The organism is Rhodoferax sp. GW822-FHT02D07, assembly GCF_058802405.1.
In genome coordinates this window covers 208,443-227,699 of sequence record NZ_JBXAOD010000003.1, presented here as the reverse complement: position 1 = coordinate 227,699, position 19,257 = coordinate 208,443, and the positions used below count along the sequence as shown (strand labels likewise).

General features: G+C 64.9%; 15 protein-coding genes. 10 read left to right on the top strand and 5 right to left on the bottom strand.

Features of this window, described 5'->3' with window-relative positions; genetic code table 11:
• Positions 1-24: 24 nt before the first annotated feature.
• Genes AC1RNN_RS09215 through AC1RNN_RS09195 form a run of 5 tightly spaced genes read left to right on the top strand, consistent with a single transcriptional unit; the run spans position 25 to position 5,296 of the window.
• Positions 25-1,569 (top strand): sugar ABC transporter ATP-binding protein, encoded by a 1,545-nt coding sequence (locus tag AC1RNN_RS09215; RefSeq protein WP_493088376.1) that lies wholly within the window; start codon positions 25-27, stop codon positions 1,567-1,569.
• Positions 1,566-2,573 carry an ABC transporter permease gene (locus AC1RNN_RS09210; RefSeq protein WP_493088374.1) on the top strand — a complete coding sequence of 336 codons (1,008 nt, stop codon included), beginning with the start codon at positions 1,566-1,568 and terminating at the stop codon, positions 2,571-2,573. Before AC1RNN_RS09215 ends, AC1RNN_RS09210 begins: the two co-directional genes overlap by 4 nt.
• Positions 2,570-3,532 (top strand): ABC transporter permease, encoded by a 963-nt coding sequence (locus AC1RNN_RS09205; RefSeq protein WP_493088372.1) that lies wholly within the window; start codon positions 2,570-2,572, stop codon positions 3,530-3,532. Before AC1RNN_RS09210 ends, AC1RNN_RS09205 begins: the two co-directional genes overlap by 4 nt.
• Complete coding sequence (rhaM, locus tag AC1RNN_RS09200) at positions 3,529-3,861, top strand: L-rhamnose mutarotase (RefSeq protein WP_493088370.1); 333 nt, start codon at positions 3,529-3,531, stop codon at positions 3,859-3,861. Before AC1RNN_RS09205 ends, rhaM begins: the two co-directional genes overlap by 4 nt.
• Positions 3,862-3,871: 10 nt before the next feature.
• Positions 3,872-5,296: an FGGY-family carbohydrate kinase gene (locus tag AC1RNN_RS09195; protein ID WP_493088368.1), complete on the top strand. Its 1,425-nt coding sequence runs from the start codon at positions 3,872-3,874 to the stop codon at positions 5,294-5,296.
• On the opposite strand, the gene AC1RNN_RS09190 is transcribed toward AC1RNN_RS09195, so the two are convergent.
• Both AC1RNN_RS09190 and AC1RNN_RS09185 read right to left on the bottom strand, forming a co-directional pair.
• Complete coding sequence (locus tag AC1RNN_RS09190; RefSeq protein ID WP_493088366.1) at positions 5,283-5,915, bottom strand: hypothetical protein; 633 nt, start codon at positions 5,913-5,915, stop codon at positions 5,283-5,285. The genes AC1RNN_RS09195 and AC1RNN_RS09190 overlap by 14 nt on opposite strands.
• The gene (locus tag AC1RNN_RS09185) at positions 5,912-6,424 is read right to left on the bottom strand and encodes an Lrp/AsnC family transcriptional regulator (protein WP_493088364.1); all 513 of its coding nucleotides are present in this window, start codon (positions 6,422-6,424) and stop codon (positions 5,912-5,914) included. The genes AC1RNN_RS09190 and AC1RNN_RS09185 overlap by 4 nt, the downstream gene beginning before the upstream one ends.
• Positions 6,425-6,542: 118 nt before the next feature.
• On the opposite strand from AC1RNN_RS09185, the gene AC1RNN_RS09180 reads away from it, so the two are divergent.
• The 5 genes from AC1RNN_RS09180 (at position 6,543) to AC1RNN_RS09160 (ending at position 16,168) form a co-directional block, all read left to right on the top strand.
• Positions 6,543-10,178 carry an indolepyruvate ferredoxin oxidoreductase family protein gene (locus tag AC1RNN_RS09180; protein ID WP_493088362.1) on the top strand — a complete coding sequence of 1,212 codons (3,636 nt, stop codon included), beginning with the start codon at positions 6,543-6,545 and terminating at the stop codon, positions 10,176-10,178.
• 138 nt (positions 10,179-10,316) lie between these two features.
• The gene (gene yajC / locus AC1RNN_RS09175) at positions 10,317-10,646 is read left to right on the top strand and encodes a preprotein translocase subunit YajC (RefSeq protein WP_493088360.1); all 330 of its coding nucleotides are present in this window, start codon (positions 10,317-10,319) and stop codon (positions 10,644-10,646) included.
• A 24-nt stretch (positions 10,647-10,670) separates the two neighbouring features.
• The gene (gene secD, locus AC1RNN_RS09170; protein WP_493088358.1) at positions 10,671-12,551 is read left to right on the top strand and encodes a protein translocase subunit SecD; all 1,881 of its coding nucleotides are present in this window, start codon (positions 10,671-10,673) and stop codon (positions 12,549-12,551) included.
• A 14-nt stretch (positions 12,552-12,565) separates the two neighbouring features.
• Positions 12,566-13,522 (top strand): protein translocase subunit SecF, encoded by a 957-nt coding sequence (gene secF, locus AC1RNN_RS09165; RefSeq protein WP_493088356.1) that lies wholly within the window; start codon positions 12,566-12,568, stop codon positions 13,520-13,522.
• Positions 13,523-13,537: 15 nt separating this feature from the next.
• The gene (locus AC1RNN_RS09160) at positions 13,538-16,168 is read left to right on the top strand and encodes a DUF1631 family protein (RefSeq protein ID WP_493088353.1); all 2,631 of its coding nucleotides are present in this window, start codon (positions 13,538-13,540) and stop codon (positions 16,166-16,168) included.
• Positions 16,169-16,220: 52 nt separating this feature from the next.
• Here the strand turns inward: AC1RNN_RS09160 and AC1RNN_RS09155 are convergent, their stop codons facing one another.
• The 3 genes from AC1RNN_RS09155 to AC1RNN_RS09145 form a co-directional block, all read right to left on the bottom strand.
• On the bottom strand, positions 16,221-16,733 hold the full coding sequence (locus AC1RNN_RS09155; RefSeq protein ID WP_493088351.1) for a Smg family protein: 513 nt from the start codon (positions 16,731-16,733) through the stop codon (positions 16,221-16,223).
• A gap of 68 nt (positions 16,734-16,801) precedes the next feature.
• Positions 16,802-17,962 (bottom strand): DNA-processing protein DprA, encoded by a 1,161-nt coding sequence (dprA, locus tag AC1RNN_RS09150; RefSeq protein WP_493088349.1) that lies wholly within the window; start codon positions 17,960-17,962, stop codon positions 16,802-16,804.
• Positions 17,963-17,986: 24 nt separating this feature from the next.
• Positions 17,987-19,201, bottom strand: coding sequence for a LysM peptidoglycan-binding domain-containing protein (locus AC1RNN_RS09145; RefSeq protein WP_493088347.1), 1,215 nt, complete (start codon positions 19,199-19,201; stop codon positions 17,987-17,989).
• Positions 19,202-19,257: the final 56 nt, after the last annotated feature.

Here is a 19,257-nt window from a genome sequence, read left to right as displayed (position 1 = left end):
TTTTTGGAATGTTGGATTCTCATCATGTCTGATGTATTGCTGAGTCTGCGCACCATCCACAAGCGCTATGGCGCAACCCATGCGCTGCGCGGGGTGGACCTGGATTTGCGGGCCGGAGAAGTGCTGGCCCTGGTGGGCGAGAACGGCGCGGGCAAGTCCACGCTGGTGAAGATGCTGACCGGCGTGGTGCCGGTGGACGAGGGCGTGATCACGCTCAATGGTGTGGCGCAGCGCTTTGCCAATGCGCAGGCCTCGCAGGCCGCCGGCATTCTGGCGGTGCACCAGGAAACGGTGATGTTCGAAGAACTCAGCGTGGCCGAGAACATTTACGTGGGCCGCCACCTGATGCGCGGCCCCTTCATCGACTGGTCGGCCATGAACACGCAGGCCCAGGCCGTGCTGGACCAGATCGGTGCGCGCTTCAAGGCGATCACTCTGGTCAAGGACCTGAGCCTGGCCGAGCGACACCTGGTGGAGATTGCGCGGGCCCTGTCGCAAAAGGCCCTGGTCGTCATCCTTGACGAACCCACCGCCGCGCTCTCGCAGGCCGAGATCCGCGACTTCTATGGCATCGTGCGCCAGCTGCGCGACCAGGGCGTGGGCGTGATCTTTATCACCCACAAGTTTGATGAAATCTTTGCAGTGGCCGACCGCTATGTGGTGCTGCGCGATGGTGCCGCCGTGGGCAACGGCGCCATTGCGGATGCGACCGAGCAGGAACTGGTCAAGCTCATGGCCGGACGCGCCATCGACCAGATTTACCCGCACATTGCTTCTGTTCCCGGTGAAGTGGTGATGACGGTGAAGAACCTGTCGCACCCCACGGAATTCAACAACGTGGCTTTCGAGTTGCGTCGCGGCGAGATTCTGGGCTTCTACGGCCTGGTGGGCTCGGGCCGCAGCGAGGCCATGCTGGCCCTCATGGGCCTGAACCCGGCAGCGCAAGGCGAGTTCACGGTCTGTGGCCAGACTCTGCACGCGCGCCGCCCCGGTGACGCGATTGTCGCCGGCATTGCCTATGTGCCCGAAGAGCGCCAGCGCCAAGGCGGCATTCTGGGCTTTTCGGTGGAGCACAACATCAGCCTGGCGGGCCTCTCGCGTTTTGCGCGTGGCGTGTGGCTGTCCAAGGTGCGCGAGTCGGCGCTGTGCCAGCGCATGATTGAACGTCTGCGCATCAAGACCCATTCACCCGACACCCTGTTGTCCGGCCTGTCGGGCGGCAACCAGCAGAAGGTGGTGATCGCCAAGTGGCTGGGGCTGGACCCGCGCATCGTGATTCTGGATGAGCCCACCAAGGGCATCGACGTGGGGGCCAAGCAGGCCGTCTACCAGCTCATTGCCGAGATGGTGGAGCAGGGCTTGGCCGTGATTCTCGTGTCTAGCGAGCTGCCCGAGGTGATGCACCTCGCGCACCGCACCATCGTCATGCGCCGTGGCGTGCAGGTGGCGGAATTTGACCGTGCACACGCGCACGCAGAACAGATCGTGGCCGCGGCCTCGGGCCTGGCCGCGGTGCCGGTGGCCTGTGCCGCCGAACCCGCCACCGCGCAGGAGGCACTTGCAGCATGAACTCCCTGAAATCGATTCGCCGCGAATGGCTACTCCTGGCCATCATTGTGGCCATTGCACTGGCCGTGGGCGCCCGCGCGCCCGTGTTCCTGACCTGGCGCAACGGTCTGGACATTGCCAATGACTCGGCCATCCTGGCCATCTTGGTGATGGGCCAGATGCTGGTGCTGCTGACCCGTGGCATTGACCTCTCCGTGGCCTCCAATCTGGCGCTCACCGGCATGGTGTGCGCCCTCATCGGCAAGGCCTGGCCGGGTGCCTCGGTGCCCGTGTTGCTGGCTCTCGCCTTGGGCGTGGGGGCGCTGCTGGGTACCGTGAACGGCTGGCTGATCACGCGCTTCGAGCTGCCGCCCATCGTGGTTACGCTGGGTACGCTGTCGGCCTACCGTGGTGCAATCTTTGTGGCCAGCAAGGGCGCCTGGGTGTCCGACCAGGACATCCACCCCGTCATCAAGGGCCTGCCGCGCGAAGTGTGGCTGGGGCTGCCTGCGCTGGTGTGGTTTGCGCTGGCCGTACTCGCGCTGACTGCCGTGTTCCTCAAGCTGCGCCGCGAAGGCCGCGAGATCTACGCACTGGGCGGCAACCCGCATGCAGCGGCCTATGTGGGCATTTCGGCCAACAAGCGCCTCATGATGGTTTACACGCTGTCGGGCATGCTGGCCGGTCTGGCCGGGCTACTGTGGGTGGGGCGCTATTCCATCGCCTACACCGAGCTGGCTGCCGGCTACGAGCTGACCGTGGTGGCGGCCTGCGTGATTGGCGGCGTGAGCATTGGCGGCGGCGTGGGCACGGTCTTGGGCGCGGCGCTCGGTGTGCTGTTCATCGGCGTGGTCAACGGCGCGCTGCCGGTGATCCAGGTCTCGCCGTTCTGGCAGCAGGCGATTGCCGGTGCCGTGATTTTGATTTCGGTGACGGTGAATGCCCGTGCCGAGCGGCGCGCAGGGCGCCAGATTCTGGAACATAAAGCGATGACAAGCACGACCGCCCAAGGAGCCGCAGCATGAAGGCCTGGAACACATGGGAGCGCGTGCTGCTGGCCCTGCTGGTTGTGCTGCTGGTGGTGTTTGGTATCGCGCAGCCGGGCTTCATGACGCCCGATGCGCTGGCCGACAGCACCTTCAATTTCAGCGAGAAGGGCATCCTCGCGCTGGCCCTGGCCCTGCTCATCATCACCGGCGAGATTGACCTGTCGATTGCGGCCATATTGGCCCTGTGTTCGCTGGCGATGGGTTATGCCATGAAGGCCGGTGCCGGCCCTCTGGGCATGACGCTGGCGGCTTTTGCCACCGGCGCTGTGGCCGGCGCCATCAATGGCATCCTGGTCACGCGCTACAAGCTGCCTTCCATCGTGGTCACCATTGGCACGCTGTCGCTGTACCGCGGCCTGGCCCTGGTGGCGCTGGGCGACCAGGCCATCTCGGGCTACCCCGAGGTGTTTTCCACGCTGGGCAACAGCTATGTGGGCGAGGTGATCGGCGTGCGCTGGCTCACCGTGCCCATCGAGTTCGCCATCCTGCTGGTGGGTGCCATCGTGGTTGGCGTACTACTGCACCGTACCGTGCCCGGCCGGCGCCTCTATGCGATTGGCGCCAACCCGGTGGCGGCGCGCTTCTCGGGCATCGAGGTGGACCGCTACCGCATGGCCTTGTTCGTATTTGCTGGTCTCATGGCGGCGCTGGCGGCATTGATGCTGACCGGCCGCATTGGCAGCACCCGCCCCAATATCGCCATGGGCTGGGAGCTGGACGCCATCACCATGGTGATTCTGGGTGGCGTGGCGATTGAGGGCGGGCGCGGCAGCATCGTGGGCACCATGCTGGCCGTGCTGCTGCTGGGCCTGTTCACCTTTGCCATGGGCATGGCCAACGTCACTGGCATCGTCATGAGCATGGTGATCGGTGTGCTGCTCATCATCTCCATGGTGTTGCCGCGCTTCTTCCGCCGCCAGGGAGCCCGCGCATGAGTACCGCTGTGGCGACCGAGAAAACTGCGTTTCGCATGTTTCTCAACCCCGGCTGCGTGGCCGAATACAAAAAGCGGCACGACGAGATCTGGCCCGAACTCAGCACCCTGCTGACACAGGCCGGCGTGCGCGACTACAGCATCTACCTGGACGAGGAGCACCACGTGCTGTTCGCTGTGCTGCGCCGCCTGCCGGGTCACACCATGGACGCCTTGCCGCAGCACCCGGTGATGCAGCGCTGGTGGGCCCATATGGCCGACATCATGCGCGCCAACCCGGACGGCTCGCCCGTGGCCGAGCCGCTGCCCTGCATGTTCCACATGGACTGAGGGTCTGGCGGTGAACGACGAACTCACGCTGGTCATCGACATCGGCAAAAGCCACGCCAAGCTGCTCATGGTGGACGGGCAGGGCGCGGTGCTGGAGCGCTTCGGGCGCACCAACGCATCGGTACCGTCGGCGCTGGGCTACCCTGCGCTGGATGTGCACGGTCTGGAAGACTGGATGGCGCAGACCCTGCGTGGCTGCGTGCACACCGCGTGCTGCAGCCGCGTCATCACCTCCACCCATGGTGCCGCGCTGGTGGCGCTGGGGGAGCAGGGGCTGGCCTGGGACCCGGTGGACTACGAATATGACCTGCTGGCCGGCCACCCGCTGCTCGCCAATGCCTTTGTCGCGGCCTCGGACGGCTTTGCCCACACGCTGTCGCCCGACTTGCCCGCAGGCCTGAACGCGGCGCGCCAGCTCTTCTACCTGCAGAACCTGCATCTGGATGCCTGGCGGCGCACGCGCTGCCTGCTGCCCTATGCGCAGTACTGGGCCTGGCGGCTGAGTGGCGTGGCGGCCAGCGAAGCCTCATCCCTGGGCTGCCACACGCATTTGTGGCGCCCGCAGGAAGGGGACTTTTCCGCACTGGCCCAGGCCAGGGGCTGGGCCTCGCTGTTCGCCCCGCTGCGCTCGGCCTGGGAAGTTCTGGGCCCGGTGCGCGCGGAGATAGCGGCTGGCTGGGGCCTGCCCGCGCACTGCGAGGTGCATGTGGGCGTGCACGACAGCAATGCCTGTCTGGCGCGCTACCTCGATGCGTCGGTGGCAGTGGCATCCGCCCTGACCGTGGTGTCCTCCGGTACCTGGACCGTGTTGATGGCACCCGGTGCGCCCACCGCCAGCCTGCAGGCCGAGCGCGACATGCTGGCCAATGTGGATGTGCTGGGCCGCGCCACGCCGACGGCGCGCTTCATGGGCGGGCGCGAGTTTGCCGCACTGTTGGACGGGGCGGCGCCCGATGCTGGCACGCTGGACGACTTGCAGGCACTGGTGGATTCGGCCACGATGGCCACGCCCTCGTTTGCCGAACACGGTGGTCCCTTCATGGGGCGGCAGGGGCAGGTCGTGCGCGATGGCAAGCCGCTGTCAGTCGCTCTACCGCCCGGTCAGCGCGCGGCCCTGGCTGCGCTGTACTGCGCCCAGACCACCGCCTGGTTGGTGGACCGGCTCTGGGACGGCGTGGCCCTGCCACGCACGGTGGTGCTGGAAGGGCCGCTGGCCCAGAACGCCCTGTACCTGGCGCTGCTGCAGGCCTTATTGCCGCAGGCACGCTGCCTGGCCAGCCATGACGCCATGGAGGGCACGGCGCGGGGCGCCTGGCTGCTGGCGCGCTGGGGGAACCCGGCGGCAGCCGCCACCTCGGCACTTGCGCCGGTGGAGGCCGCGCCGGTGCGCGGCTTGCCGACCTACCACGCGCAGTGGATCGCTAGCGCAGCGTAACGCGCACCTGCACCTCGGTGCGGGTCTGCCCACTCTGCTGCTGTGCGCCGGTCAGTCCGCTATTGCTGGACTGGTTGCTTTGTTCGGACTCCCCCACCGTGGTCCATTCGTCCAGCGGCAGCGCCAACACACTGCTGGTCCCTGCATTCGCCTGCGCCCCCGGCACGGCATTGCCGGAGCGTAGCGCCTGCTGCGCAGCCAGTTCCAGCTCCACCTGCGTCCCGCCGTCCCAGCGCGGCGTGGCGCTGAAGCCGGTGCCCGCTTCCAGCAGCACCGTGCCCACGGTGGTGACCACGCGGCCGTTGCGCACAAAGCCTTGCAGCAGGCGGATGGGCGTGGTGGTTTGCAGCATCAGGCGTACCGGGCGGCCGTTGAGCACCAGCGCCTGCTGCGTGGCCGTGCCGCTGTTGCGCGACTGGTTCATCTGCAGCCCGGGCCGGTTGGCCAGCTCCACGCCGGCGCGCTGGCTCTCGTCAGACTGCACCTGGCGCACCTCGATGAGCAGGTTGCGCAGCGGCAGGGGCCCTCCGTTTGCTATCGAATCAGGAGCTGCTCGCGCATATTCGACGAGGGCTAGAGGCCAAAATGATGCAAAAACCAGGGCGTGGCGGCGGTTCATGGTCGGCTCCGGGGTGGGGTGGTGGCGGTGGGCTGGGGCTGCAAATGGCCCAGCGGCAGGGCGCTGCTGGCCTTCACCTCGCCCAGCGAGAAGCTGGTGTGCAGGTCCTTCACATTGGGCAGGTTGATCAGCACCTCGCGCGCGAATTGGCTGAAGGTGTTGAGGTCGCGGCTCACCACCTGCAGCTCGAAGGTGCCGGTGCCACTGATGTAGTGGCAGCTGATGACCTCGGGCAGCTCGCGGATGGCCTGTTCCAGCCCGTGCAGCACATCGCCGCTGTTGCGGTTGGCGTCCAGCCGTACAAAGGCCAGCACGCCCAGGCCCATCTTGTGGCGGTTGATCTCGGCGCGGTAGCCGGTGATGAAGCCGTTTTCCTCCAGTGCCTTGACGCGGCGCCAGCAGGGCGCCGCACTCAGGCCCACCCGGGTGGCCAGCTCGGCATTGCTCAGGCGGCCATCATCCTGCAACTCTTTCAGGATGGCGAGGTCAAATCGGTCAAGTGTTTCCATAAGTCACATTATGGAGAAAGATTCATTCTTTGAAACCCCATTTGAAGGCAAAGAAAGCAAAGACATATCCGGGCCAGACGCCTACACTTTGCGCACAACCATAACGGAGACACGCATCATGAATGCACCCCTCAACCGGGATCTGCCCGAGCACATCCGCACGGCGCTGGACACGGTCACCCTCGACGACAAATACGCACTGGACTACGGCCGTGCCTTCATGAGCGGGGTGCAAGCCCTGGTCAAGCTGCCCATGCTGCAGCGCGTGCGCGACCAGCGCCAGGGCAAGAACACCGCCGGTTTCATCAGCGGCTACCGCGGCTCCCCGCTGGGCACCTATGACCAGTCCCTGGTCAAGGCCGAGAAGTATCTACAGGCCCACCACATCCACTTCCAGCCCGGCGTGAACGAAGAGCTGGCCGCCACCGCGCTGTGGGGCACCCAGCAGCTGGGCTTTGCCCCGCCCGGCACCAACAAATACGACGGCGTCTTCGGCATCTGGTACGGCAAGGGCCCGGGCGTGGACCGCTGCTCCGACGTCTTCAAGCACGCCAACATGGCGGGCACCACGCCCTGGGGCGGCGTGATTGCCGTAGCCGGTGATGACCACATTTCCAAGAGCAGCACTGCCGCGCACCAGAGCGACCACATCTTCAAGGCCTGTGGCACGCCGGTGTTCTTCCCGGCCAATGTGCAGGAAATCCTGGACCTGGGGCTGCACGCCTTTGCCATGAGCCGCTTCTCGGGCGTGTGGGCGGGCATGAAGACGATCCAGGAGATCGTCGAGTCCAGCTCCACGGTGATGATCGACCCCGACCGTGTCATCACCCGTGTGCCGGCCGACTTCGAGATTCCGCCCGGCGGACTGCATATTCGCTGGCCCGACCATGCGCTGGAGCAGGAAGCCCGGCTCATGGACTACAAGTGGTACGCGGCCCTGGCCTACATCCGCGCCAACCGGCTGAACTACAACGTCATCGAAGGCAAGCACGACCGCTTCGGCATCATCGCCAGTGGCAAGGCCTATAACGACACGCGCCAGGCCCTGCTGGACCTGGGGCTGGACGACGCGACCTGCCAGCGCATCGGCATCCGCCTGCACAAGGTGGGTGTGGTCTGGCCGCTGGAGGCGCAGCTGACCCGCGAGTTCGCCACCGGCCTGCAGGAGATTCTGGTGGTGGAAGAGAAGCGCCAGGTCATCGAGTACCAACTGAAGGAAGAGCTGTACAACTGGCGCGCTGACGTGCGGCCCACGGTGCTGGGCAAGTTCAACGAGGTGGAAACGCCCGACCACTACGGTGCGGGTGGCGAGTGGTCCATGCCCAACCCCACGGCCAACACGCTCTTGCGCGCCAACGCGGACCTGTCGCCGGCGCTGATTGCGCGCGCCATTGCCCAGCGCATCAAGAAGCTGGGGTTGGACGCGGACACCAGCGCCCGCATCGACGCGCAAATGGCGATTCTGGAAGCCAAGGAACGCGCCATGCACGCCATCGAGCTGGCCGGCACCAAGGGCGCCGACCGCCAACCCTGGTTCTGCTCGGGCTGCCCGCACAACACCAGCACCCGCGTGCCCGAGGGCTCGCGCGCCATGGCAGGCATTGGCTGCCACTTCATGACCATCTGGATGGACCGCAGCACAGACGGCTTCACGCAGATGGGCGGCGAGGGCGTGCCCTGGGTGGGTCAGCAGCCGTTCACCCACGAGAAGCACATCTTTGCCAACCTGGGCGACGGCACCTACTTTCACAGCGGCCTGCTGGCGGTGCGCCAGAGCATCGCCGCAGGTGTCAACATCACCTACAAGATCCTCTACAACGACGCCGTGGCCATGACCGGTGGCCAGCAGGTGGGCGAGCGCCCCGAAGGACACTCCGTGGTGCAGATCGCCCAGAGCATGCGTGCGGAAGGCGCTATCAAAATAGTAGTAGTGACGGACGAGCCCGAGAAATACGACGACGTGGTGGGTCTGCCCGAGGGCATTGCCATCGAGCACCGCGACGAGCTGGACCGCATCCAGCGCGAGTTCCGCGAGATCAAGGGCACCACGGTCATCATTTACGACCAGACCTGTGCGACGGAGAAGCGCCGCCGCCGCAAGCGCGGCAGCCTGGTGGACCCGGCCAAGCGCGTGGTCATCAACGAGCTGGTCTGCGAAGGCTGCGGCGACTGCAGCGTGCAAAGCAACTGCATGAGCGTGGAGCCGCTGGAGACCGAGTTCGGCCGCAAGCGCCAGATCAACCAGAGCAGTTGCAACAAGGACTTCTCCTGCGTCAAGGGCTTCTGCCCCAGCTTTGTGACGGTGGAAGGTGGCAGCCTGAAAAAGGCCGCCAAACCCAAGGCGGGTGAATCGCAGGCCGCCTCCTGGCCGGCCTTGCCCGAGCCGCAACTGCCCGAGCTGGCCACCGCGATGGGCGGCGTCTGGGGCACCATCGTCGCCGGCGTGGGCGGTACAGGCGTCATCACCATCGGCCAGTTGCTGGGCGTGGCCGCCCACATCGAAGGCAAGGGCATCGTGACCCAGGACGCCGGTGGCCTGGCGCAAAAGGGTGGCGCCACCTGGAGCCATGTGCTTATAGGCGCCAGCCAGGACGCCATCCGCACCACCCGCGTGGGCACGGCTTCGGCCGACCTGGTGCTGGGCTGCGACCCCATCGTGGTGGCGGGCAAGGAAACCCTGGTGCGCATGCGCCCGGGGCGCACCCATGTGGCGCTCAACGCCAACAGCGCGCCCACGGCGGCCTTTGTGAAGAACGCCAACTGGGCCAACCCCGGCGAGCAGTGCGTGGCCGACATCGCCAAGACCGTGGGCGAGGCGAACCTGGGCCTGTTCAACGCCGACGCCGTCGCCACCCAGCTCATGGGCGACAGCATCTACACCAACCCCATGATGCTGGGCTACGCCTGGCAAAAGGGCTGGATCCCGCTGGGACTGGCCTCGTTGATGCGCGCCATCGAGCTCAATGCCGTGGCCGTGGCCAACAACAAGACCGCCTTTGAGTGGGGCCGCCGTGCAGCGGTGGACTGGCCGGCAGTGCAGCGCGCCCTCAACCCGGGCCAGGTCATCGCTTTCACCCCGCGCAGCCCGCAGTCGCTGGACGTGCTGGTGCGCAAGCGTGTGGAGTTTTTGACCGGCTACCAGAACGCGGCCTACGCGCAGAGCTATGCCGATTTTGTGGCCAAGGTGCGTGCTGCCGAAGCGGCCTCGGTGGGTGGCGACAAGCTGCCGCTGGCCGAGGCTGTGGCGCGCTACCTGTTCAAGCTCATGGCCTACAAGGACGAATACGAGGTGGCACGCCTGCACACCGACGCGGCCTTCCGCGCCAAGGTAGAGGGCATGTTTGAGGGCGACTTCAAGCTGGCCTACCACCTGGCGCCGCCCCTGCTGGCCCGCAAGAATGACCTGGGCGAGCTGCAGAAGATGCGCTTTGGCGGCTGGATGCGTGCGGCGTTCGGCCTGTTGGCACCGCTCAAGGTGCTGCGTGGCACGGCGCTGGATGTGTTTGGCTACACCGCCGAGCGCCGTGAGGAGCGGGCCCTGATTGGCGAGTACCGTGCCGCCATCGAGTCCCTGCTGCCCAGCCTGGGCGCAGGCAACCGGGACGCCGCGGCCGCCTTTGCCCGCGTTCCCGAGCAAATCCGCGGCTTTGGCCACGTCAAGGCACGCCATCTGCAGGCGGCCCGCCAGCAATGGACGGTCTTGCTGGAAAAGTACCGCCAGACGCCCGCTGTCAAGCAAACCCAGGCCGCTTAGGGCCTTGCCCGCCCGCTCCGGGCGGGCCTTTTCCCCCGCTTACAATGGTCGGTTGCTTCCCCGGGGTGGGCGGGCGCCTGCGCGCGTCCACCCGGCGAAAGCGCTTTTGTAACCGGTCCCTTGTTGTGGAGTCTGCCTGTGTTTATTTCCTCTGCTTTTGCCCAAACCGCCCCCGCTGCTTCTGGTGGTGACATGTCCTCCAGCCTGATGAGCATGCTGCCTCTGGTGCTGATGTTTGTGGTGCTGTATTTCGTGATGATCCGCCCCCAGATGAAGAAGCAGAAGGAACACCGCGCCATGCTCGACGCGCTGGCCAAGGGCGACGAAGTGGTGACCGCCGGCGGCGTGCTGGGCAAGATCAGCAAGCTGGGCGACAGCTATGTCGGCCTGGAAGTCGCCAGTGGCGTTGAAGTACAGGTTCAGCGCAGCGCCGTGGTGCAAGTGCTGCCCAAGGGCTCCATCAAGTAATTCTTCCCGAAGCGACGCGCGATCATGAACCGTTACCCGGTATGGAAGTACGCGATCATCCTGATCGCGCTCGTGGTGGCTGGGCTGTACGCCCTGCCCAATCTGTTTGGCGAAGCACCTGCAGTCCAGGTGTCGCCAGCCAAGGCGATCCTGAAGCTGGACACCGCCTCCCTGGCCAAGGTGGAAGAGGTGCTCAAGGCGGCCAGCCTGAGCCCCGAGACCCTGAGTCTGGAAAACGGCTCCATCAAGGCCCGTTTTGCCGACACCGACACCCAGCTCAAGGCTAAGGATGCCCTGCAGAAGGCGCTGAACCCTGATGCGGCTGATCCCTCGTATGTGGTGGCGCTGAACCTGCTGTCGCGTTCCCCCGCATGGTTGACCGCGCTGCGCGCCTCGCCCATGTACCTGGGGCTGGACTTGCGTGGTGGTGTGCACTTCATGTTGCAGGTCGACATGCAGGCCGCGCTGACCAAGAAGGCCGAATCCCTGTCGGGAGATATCCGCAGCGTGCTGCGTGAGAAGAATGTGCGCCACAGCGGCATTGCCCGCAATGGCCAGACCATTGAAATCCGCTTCCGTGAAGCTGCGACGGCCGAGGCTGCCAAGCGCATCATCCAGGACCAGTTTGCGGACCTGACCACGGTGGAAACCCCCGACGGTGCGGACATCAAGATGGTGGCCTCCATCAAGCCCACCTCTGCCCGCACCGTGCAGGAGCAGGCGCTCAAGCAGAACATCACCACCCTGCACAACCGGATCAACGAACTCGGTGTGGCCGAACCCGTGATCCAGCAGCAGGGTCTGGACCGCATCGTGGTGCAGCTGCCCGGCGTGCAAGACACGGCCAAGGCCAAAGACATCTTGGGCCGCACGGCCACGCTGGAAATCCGCATGGTGGATGAAAGCTCCGAAGCGCGTGGTGCCGAGTCCGGCGCTGGCGTGGTGCCTTTTGGTTCGGAGCGCTACCTGGAACGCAGTGGCCAGGGTGTGGTGGTGAAGAAGCAGGTCATCCTGACCGGCGAAAACCTGACCGATGCCCAGCCCGGCTTTGACAGCCAGACTCAGGAGCCCACGGTCAATCTGTCGCTGGACGCCAAGGGCGCCCGCATCTTCCGTGATGTGACGCGCGAGAACATCAACAAGCGCATGGCCATCCTGTTGTTCGAAAAGGGCAAGGGCGAGGTCGTGACGGCCCCAGTGATCCGCTCCGAAATCGGTGGTGGCCGCGTACAGATTTCCGGCCGCATGACGACCACAGAGGCGGCCGACACTGCGCTGCTGCTGCGCGCCGGCTCACTGGCCGCGCCCATGGAAATCATCGAAGAACGCACCATTGGCCCCAGCCTGGGCGCCGAAAACATCTCCAAGGGCTTCCACAGCGTGACCTGGGGCTTTGTGGCCGTGGCCATCTTCATGTGCATCTACTACATGCTGTTTGGCGTGATCTCCAGTATCGCGCTGGCATTCAACCTGCTGTTGCTCGTGGCCGTGCTGTCCATGCTGCAGGCCACGCTGACGCTGCCGGGCATGGCCGCCATGGCCTTGGTGCTGGGTATGGCGATTGACGCCAACGTGCTGATCAACGAGCGCGTGCGTGAGGAGCTGCGCAATGGTGCATCCCCGCAGGCTGCCATCCATGCCGGCTACGACCGCGCCTGGGCCACCATCATCGACTCCAACGTCACCACCTTGATCGCCGGTTTGGCGCTGCTGGCCTTCGGTTCTGGTCCGGTCCGCGGCTTTGCCGTGGTGCACTGCCTGGGCATTCTGACCAGCATGTTCTCGGGCGTGTTCTTCTCCCGGGGCGTGGTGAATTTGTGGTACGGTCGGCAAAAGAAGCTCAAATCGGTGTCCATTGGCACCGTGTGGCGGCCTGATTCCGGCAGTCAGGTAACGACCAACTAAAGGGTACAGAGGGCATGGAATTCTTCAAAATTCGCCGTGACATTCCCTTCATGCGGAATGCACTGGTGTTCAATGTGGTGTCGCTGGTGACCTTTCTGGCGGCCGTTTTCTTTCTCTTTTCCCGTGGTCTGCATCTGTCGGTGGAATTCACCGGTGGCACGCTGATGGAAGTCAGCTATTCCCAGCCGGCCGATCTGAACACCGTACGCGCCACCATCGACAAGCTGGGCATCAAGGATGTGCAGGTGCAGAACTTTGGCACGGCGCAGGATGTGCTGATCCGTATGCCGGTGCAGAAGGGCAGCAGCTCCAGCCAGCAGAGTGACACCGTTTTGACCGCACTAAAGGCGGCGGATGCGTCGGCCACCTTGCGGCGTACCGAGTTTGTCGGCCCCCAGGTGGGTGATGAGCTGGCTGTAGACGGCCTGAAGGCACTGGCCTTTGTGGTGGTGGGCATCGTGCTGTATCTGGCCATTCGCTTCGAGTGGAAGTTCGCTGTGGCGGCCATCATCGCCAACCTGCACGATGTGGTCATCATCCTGGGCTTTTTCGCGTTTTTCCAGTGGGAGTTCTCGCTGCCAGTGCTGGCCGCAATCCTGGCCGTGCTGGGCTACTCGGTCAACGAGTCGGTCGTTATCTTCGACCGGATCCGTGAAAACTTCCGTCGCTACCGCAAGATGAACACCGTGGAAATCATCGACAACGCGATCACCTCCACCATCAGCCGCACCATCATTACCCACGGGTCCACCCAACTCATGGTGCTGTCCATGCTGCTGTTCGGTGGCGCCACGCTGCACTACTTTGCCTTGGCACTGACCATCGGTATTCTGTTTGGCATTTACTCTTCCGTCTTTGTGGCGGCCGCCATCGCCATGTGGCTGGGCATCCAGCGCGAAGACCTAGTCAAGGGCAACACAGCCAAGAAAGACGTGGACCCGAACGACCCGAACGCGGGCGCAACAGTCTAAGATTCAGACTCCACCATGGCCACGTCTCCCGCACTGTCTCCCCGCCTGCAGCTTGCGCGTGCGCTGCGTGAGCGCTTTCTGGCCGAAGCCGGCAAGGCGGCCTTGGAGATCAGCGGGGCAGTGCAGGAGCGTCTGACCGCGCTCATGGATGAGTTGGCCAATGCGCGCGAGTCGCAGCTGCGCCGCGACATCTGGATGGCCTACAAGAACAACCGGCCGCTTTGGCTGGACGGCACCATGAAGGCTTGGCGCGAGTGCCTGGATCCGCCCAAGCAGAAAAAGGAAAGCTCCCTGGAGTCGGCCGGGCTGGAGCTGGTAGGCACCGAGGTGGTGGAAAACAAGATTCTGGCGTCCCGCCTGGTACTGGCGGTGAACGAAAAAGTGCTTCCGCAACTGGACGACCTGCGCGTTCGCATCCGCTTCCTGGAAAACCGGGAAGAGATGGAGGGCAACGACCTCCTGCGCCCTGAAGTGCTGGTCTTGCTCATGGTGGAGCAGTGGGCGCACTCCGGCATGCCGGGCGAATCCTGGCCCATGGTCAACGAGGTGGTTCAGCGTCTGCTGATCGAACGCTTGGTGGTGGCCTACAAGAACGCCAATGAGCTGTTGATCAGCAAGGGCGTGATGCCCACCATTGAGTTGAAGGACCGTGTGAAGGCACCGGTCCGCGCGCCGCAACGGCCCCGTCCCCCGGCCGCCCCGGGCATGCCAGTGCCACCGGAAAACACGCCCAGTGGTTATGGCGATGTGGGGTACGGTGGTGGTGCGGGCAGTTATCCGCAAGCCTATGCACCCACCGGGCATGCCGGTCTGGGCCAGCAGGCGCCGCAAGGCTATGGCGGCCACCCGGGTGGTGGCATGGATGGCGGCGGCGGTCAAGGCCCCGTCGGAGCTCCTCAACCAGGGGCTGGCGGCGAGGCTGCGCCCGCGCGCTCTGGCGGAGGAGGCTTCTTTGGCGGGCGTTTGGGCTGGGGTGGCGGCAGTGCCGCGCCCGCACAAGCACCTGCGGGCAATGGTGCCGGCGGCTCTGGCCCTCAGGCCGTGTCGTCGTCTTCCCCCACACCATTCTGGCGCCAGTCCTCGGGTTCGCACAGCATGCCGGGTCAGGCCTATGGAGCGAGCGAGGAAACCCGCATGCTCACGGCCACGACGCCCATTGCACGTGCGCGTAGCCGCGCCCAGGGTGTTCTGGGACAGATCCGGCGCCTGTTTGTGAGCCATGGTGGTGGCGACTATGTTGGGACCGCGCACCATGCGCCGTCACCTGCGCTGGCCGCAGCGATGGCTCCGGGTGCCGCCAACATGATGTATGCCGCAGGCGGTACGCTGTACGAGGACTACAGCCCCGCCGGTGTTGCCCGAGTGGCGGGTGATCTGCGCGAGAAGACTGCAGAGCTCAAGAAAAAAGCCGAGACCAAGGGTGAGAAAGCCACCATCGAAATCGTGGCACTGATGTTTCAGGCCATCCTGGCGGAAGAGCGCATTCCCCCGGGCATCCGGGTCTGGTTCGCGCGTCTGCAAATGCCGGTCTTGCGTGTGGCGCTGGAGGACCCTGACTTCTTCGGGACGGCGGACCACCCTGCGCGGCAGCTGATTGACCGCATGGGCTCCGTGGTGATGGGCTTTGATGCGGCAGGCGTGCATGGCAGCGCCATGGAGGCCGAGATCAAGCGCATCGTGCAGGTCATCGAGCAGTATCCTGAGACCGGCAAGAAGGTCTACCAGATCGTGTTCGAGGAATTCCAGAAATTCCTCGCCAAATTCCTCACCGAGAAGGGCCCGGCCCAGAAGGTGGTGAGCGTGGCCCAGCAGGTGGAGCAGAAAGAGACGCTGGCGATCCAGTACACCATCGAAATGCGCAATATGTTGAAAGACATGCCGGTGCGCGACGAGATTCGAGACTTCCTGTTCAAGGTTTGGGCCGAGGTTCTGGCTGTTGCGGCCGTGCGCAAGGGGCCGCAGCACGCGGACACGCTGGTGCTCAAGAAGTCGGCCACCGACCTGATCTGGGCGGCCAGTGCCAAGCCCAATCGCGCGGACCGCGCGCGCGTCATCCAGGACCTGCCCAATCTTCTGCTGCGCCTGCGTTCCGGAATGACCTTGCTGGCCATGGCGCCCAGTGAGCAGGAAGCCAACGTCAAACGCATCAGCGACACGCTAGCCGATGCATTCATGTCCAAGACGCAGGCGATCCCGCAGGCGCAGATTGATGCGATGGCGCAGCGCTTGGGCAATCTGGAAGACTTTGTGAGCGAAGACGGCATGGGTGACCTGCCGTTGGATGCGGAAAGCATTGAAATGATGCTGGGCATTGACGCTTCGGCCATCGAGGTGGTGGCCAACGGCGGCTCCAAGCCCACGGCGGCCATGATGGCCTGGGCGCAGGAGCTGCAGCTCGGCTCCTGGTTCACGCTGGACCACAACAGCCAGATCACCCAGGTGCAGTTCGCCTGGCGCAGCGACCGCAAGCACCTCAACCTGTTTGCGTCGACCGCAGGCAAGAGCTTCCTGATTCAGGGTGGTCGTCTTGCCGCTTACCTGCAGGCGGGCTTGCTGCTGCCGCAGGAAGAAGAGGCGCTCACCGTGCGCGCGACGCGCGACGCGTTGGCCAAGCTCGAAGCCAACCCGGAACGCCTGCTCGCCTGAGATTTTTCAGGAAATCCCCCTCCAGTGAATCAGGAGGGGCAGCCATCCCCACCTAATGGGCGACGCGAGCGGCGTCGTTGTCGCAGAGCTCGTCGAGCACCAGTGCATCGGGCTCCAGGCCGAAGCTCCAGAACACCATGAGGATGATGACCTTGAGGTCATCCAAGGCGACCGGGCCACCGGGGGCCGCCATGGCGCGGTCCATCACGAGTTCGCGCAGATGGGCCGGCAACACTCCCGCCGACTCCAGAAAGCGGATAAAGCCCAGACACTGGGCGCCCAGATGGTTTTGCTCGTATTGGGGGTAAATCCGCACGCTGGTGGCCAGGGGCTGGCGCAACCAGGGTTCCGGCATGGGACCTATGCTCGCAGGGCTGGCTTCGGGTACAGATTTGCGACGTGCTTGGTGGGCTGCTGTCTGCAGGCCTTCCAGCCAGGTGATGGCCTCATTGATTTCGTCAGACTCGAAGCCCACGGCGCTGAGTTTGCGCTGCAGGTGGGCGGGTTCGGGGCAATCCTCGTCCGCGTAGTAGTTTTCGTAAACGAAAGCGAGCACTTCAAACATGAAGGGCAATATAGCGCAGAAAAAACGGCCGCCCCGCCGTGGTGCGAACTTCCCCGCTTTTCCGGCGTTTAGGCTTGGGCTTGCCGCTGGAAGCGGCTGCCGGGCAGCCGGGCGACCTGTCCCTGCAGCTCCAATCCCATCAGCAGTGCTTGCAGGTTGGCGGTGTCCAGGCCGGTACGGGCTTGCAATGCGTCCAGGCTGGTCGGCTCGAAGGCCAGGGCTTCCAGCAGGGCATTTTCAGCATCGGAGAGTGAGTTTTCCGGCGTTGTTGCTGCGTGAGCGGCTCCTGAATTCGTAGCAATTTGGCCCATCGGAGGCAGCGCAAACTCCTCCAGAATGTCTTGTGCGCTTTCCACCAGCTTGGCGCCCTGCTTGATGAGTGCGTGGCAGCCGCGTGCCTGGGTGGCATGGATGGAGCCGGGGATGGCAAACACGTCTTTGCCCTGCTCCACGGCGAGGCGGGCCGTGATGAGCGAGCCTGATGCCAGGGCAGCTTCGACCACCAGCGTGGCTTGCGACAGCCCCGAAATGATGCGGTTGCGCCGCGGGAAATTGGCCGAGAGCGGGGGCGTGCCCAGCGGGTACTCGCTGATCAGCAGGCCTTGTTGGGCGATGCGATGGGCCAGCTGGAAGTGCGCCTTGGGATACACCCGGTCCAGCCCGGTGCCCACGACGGCGATGGTGGCCAATTGGTCTGGAGCCGCACCGTCCAGCGCGCCTTCGTGGGCAGCGCCGTCGATGCCAAGCGCCAGGCCGGAGACCACGGTCAGCCCGGCCTGGGCCAGGGTTTGCGAAAACTGGCGGGCGTTGGTGACGCCTTGCGCGGTAGGGTTGCGGCTGCCCACCACAGCGATACGCGTGTTGGCGCTGGGTAGCCAGCCTTGCTGCAAATGATGGGCGTTGCCCAGCGCATACAGCAACAGCGGCGGATCTTCAATGTCGAGCAGGGCTGCGGGGTAGCGGGGATCGCCCAGTGGCAGCACGTGGCGCTGGTTCGGGTTCTGTGCCTGCCAGTCCATGGTGCTCTGCAGCAGGTCTTCCAGTTCCGCGGGCATTTCCAGCAAGGCTTGCGCCTGCTTGGAACTGACGCACTCGGCCAGCGTGGCAACTGTCTGCGAAAAGATCTGCACGGGCAGTCCGAAGTGGCTCAGCAGCTTGCGAGCCCCCGCGCTGCCCACGCCGGGCGTGAGCTGCAGGCGCAGCCAGGCAGAGAGTTCGTCGCGCTCCACGTGCGCTGCTGTCTGGAAGAGGGCTTAGCGCGGGTTGACCAGACGGTCGCCCACACGCACGCTGTCGGTGATTTCCAGAATCAGCGCGTAGGAGACGCGGTCAAAGGTGCGGAACACCATGAGCAGGCCGTTGCGCTCATCAGGCAGCTTCATGAGCGCCTTGTTGGGGTCGGACTTGTCAACGATGCGTGCCCCGTCCTTAAGAATGGCCAGCACCAGACCCGGCTCCATGCCGTCCTGCGCGCCATGGTTAATCGCAACGACCTGGTTCTGGCCGGCGTTCACCACGGCATCGCCGTAGACCGAGACAATGCGCGCAGTCACGGGCACCGCGGGCGCGTGGGGGGTGTAGCTGTTGATCTCGCGGGCGGGTTCGGGCAGCATGCGGTCACCCACGCGGATTTCGCTCTTGGCGGCCGTGATGTCGATCGTGGCCGGAACGACTGCACTGCTCAACTTGCCCTTTTCTCCTTCAACTTCGGTCGTGCTTTCGCCACGAACCAGCACGGCCTTGCCGATGTAGTGGGCTTCGTAGCCCAGGATCTCGGCGGTCACGGGGTCCTTGAGCGGCGTCGCATCGCGGAACATCCGGAACTGCTGCTGTTTGGCCTGGTCATCCAGCAGGGGACTGCCATTGGATGCGCGCGCATAGGCGCGGTCGCCGGTGGTCACGAGCACACGGTTTTCAGGGGTGGAGACAATCCGGGGCGCGGCCTGCAGGGTGGTGGCATCCACAATCATGGGCTCGGCCAGGAAGGCCTCGATCACGCGTGTCTTCAGGGCTGGCAGGGCCAGATCGGCCAACGTCTCATAGCGGGTGCGCGGGGTCACGCGCACGGTGTCGGGTACGGGGCTGTCGCCCGTGGCGCCCGCCACACGTAGGGAAGCCTTGTCGCCCACGCGCTCCAGAATCAGCACCTGGCCGGGGTAGATGCGGTGGGGGTTCTTGATGTCGTTGAGGTTCATGCCCCAGAGTTCGGGCCAGCGCCAGGGGCTCTTGAGGAACAGCTTGGAGATATCCCACAGGGTGTCGCCGCTCTTGATGGTGTAGCGGTCCGGGGCATTGGGGGCCAGCTCACTGAGGGGCACGCCTTTCTGGGCGACATCGTTGGCGGTTTGCTTCTGGGCGGCAGAGATCGGGAAGTTCTGGGCCCAGGCGCCGGGGGTTGCCAAGGTGCCAGCCAGTACGGCTACAGCGGCAAGCGCCACGCGGGATTTCGCCATCAGGTGTGTCGTCATAGGGTGCGAATCAGTGAAGGAACTTGATAATTTACGCGCGATTTTGCGCTCAAGCC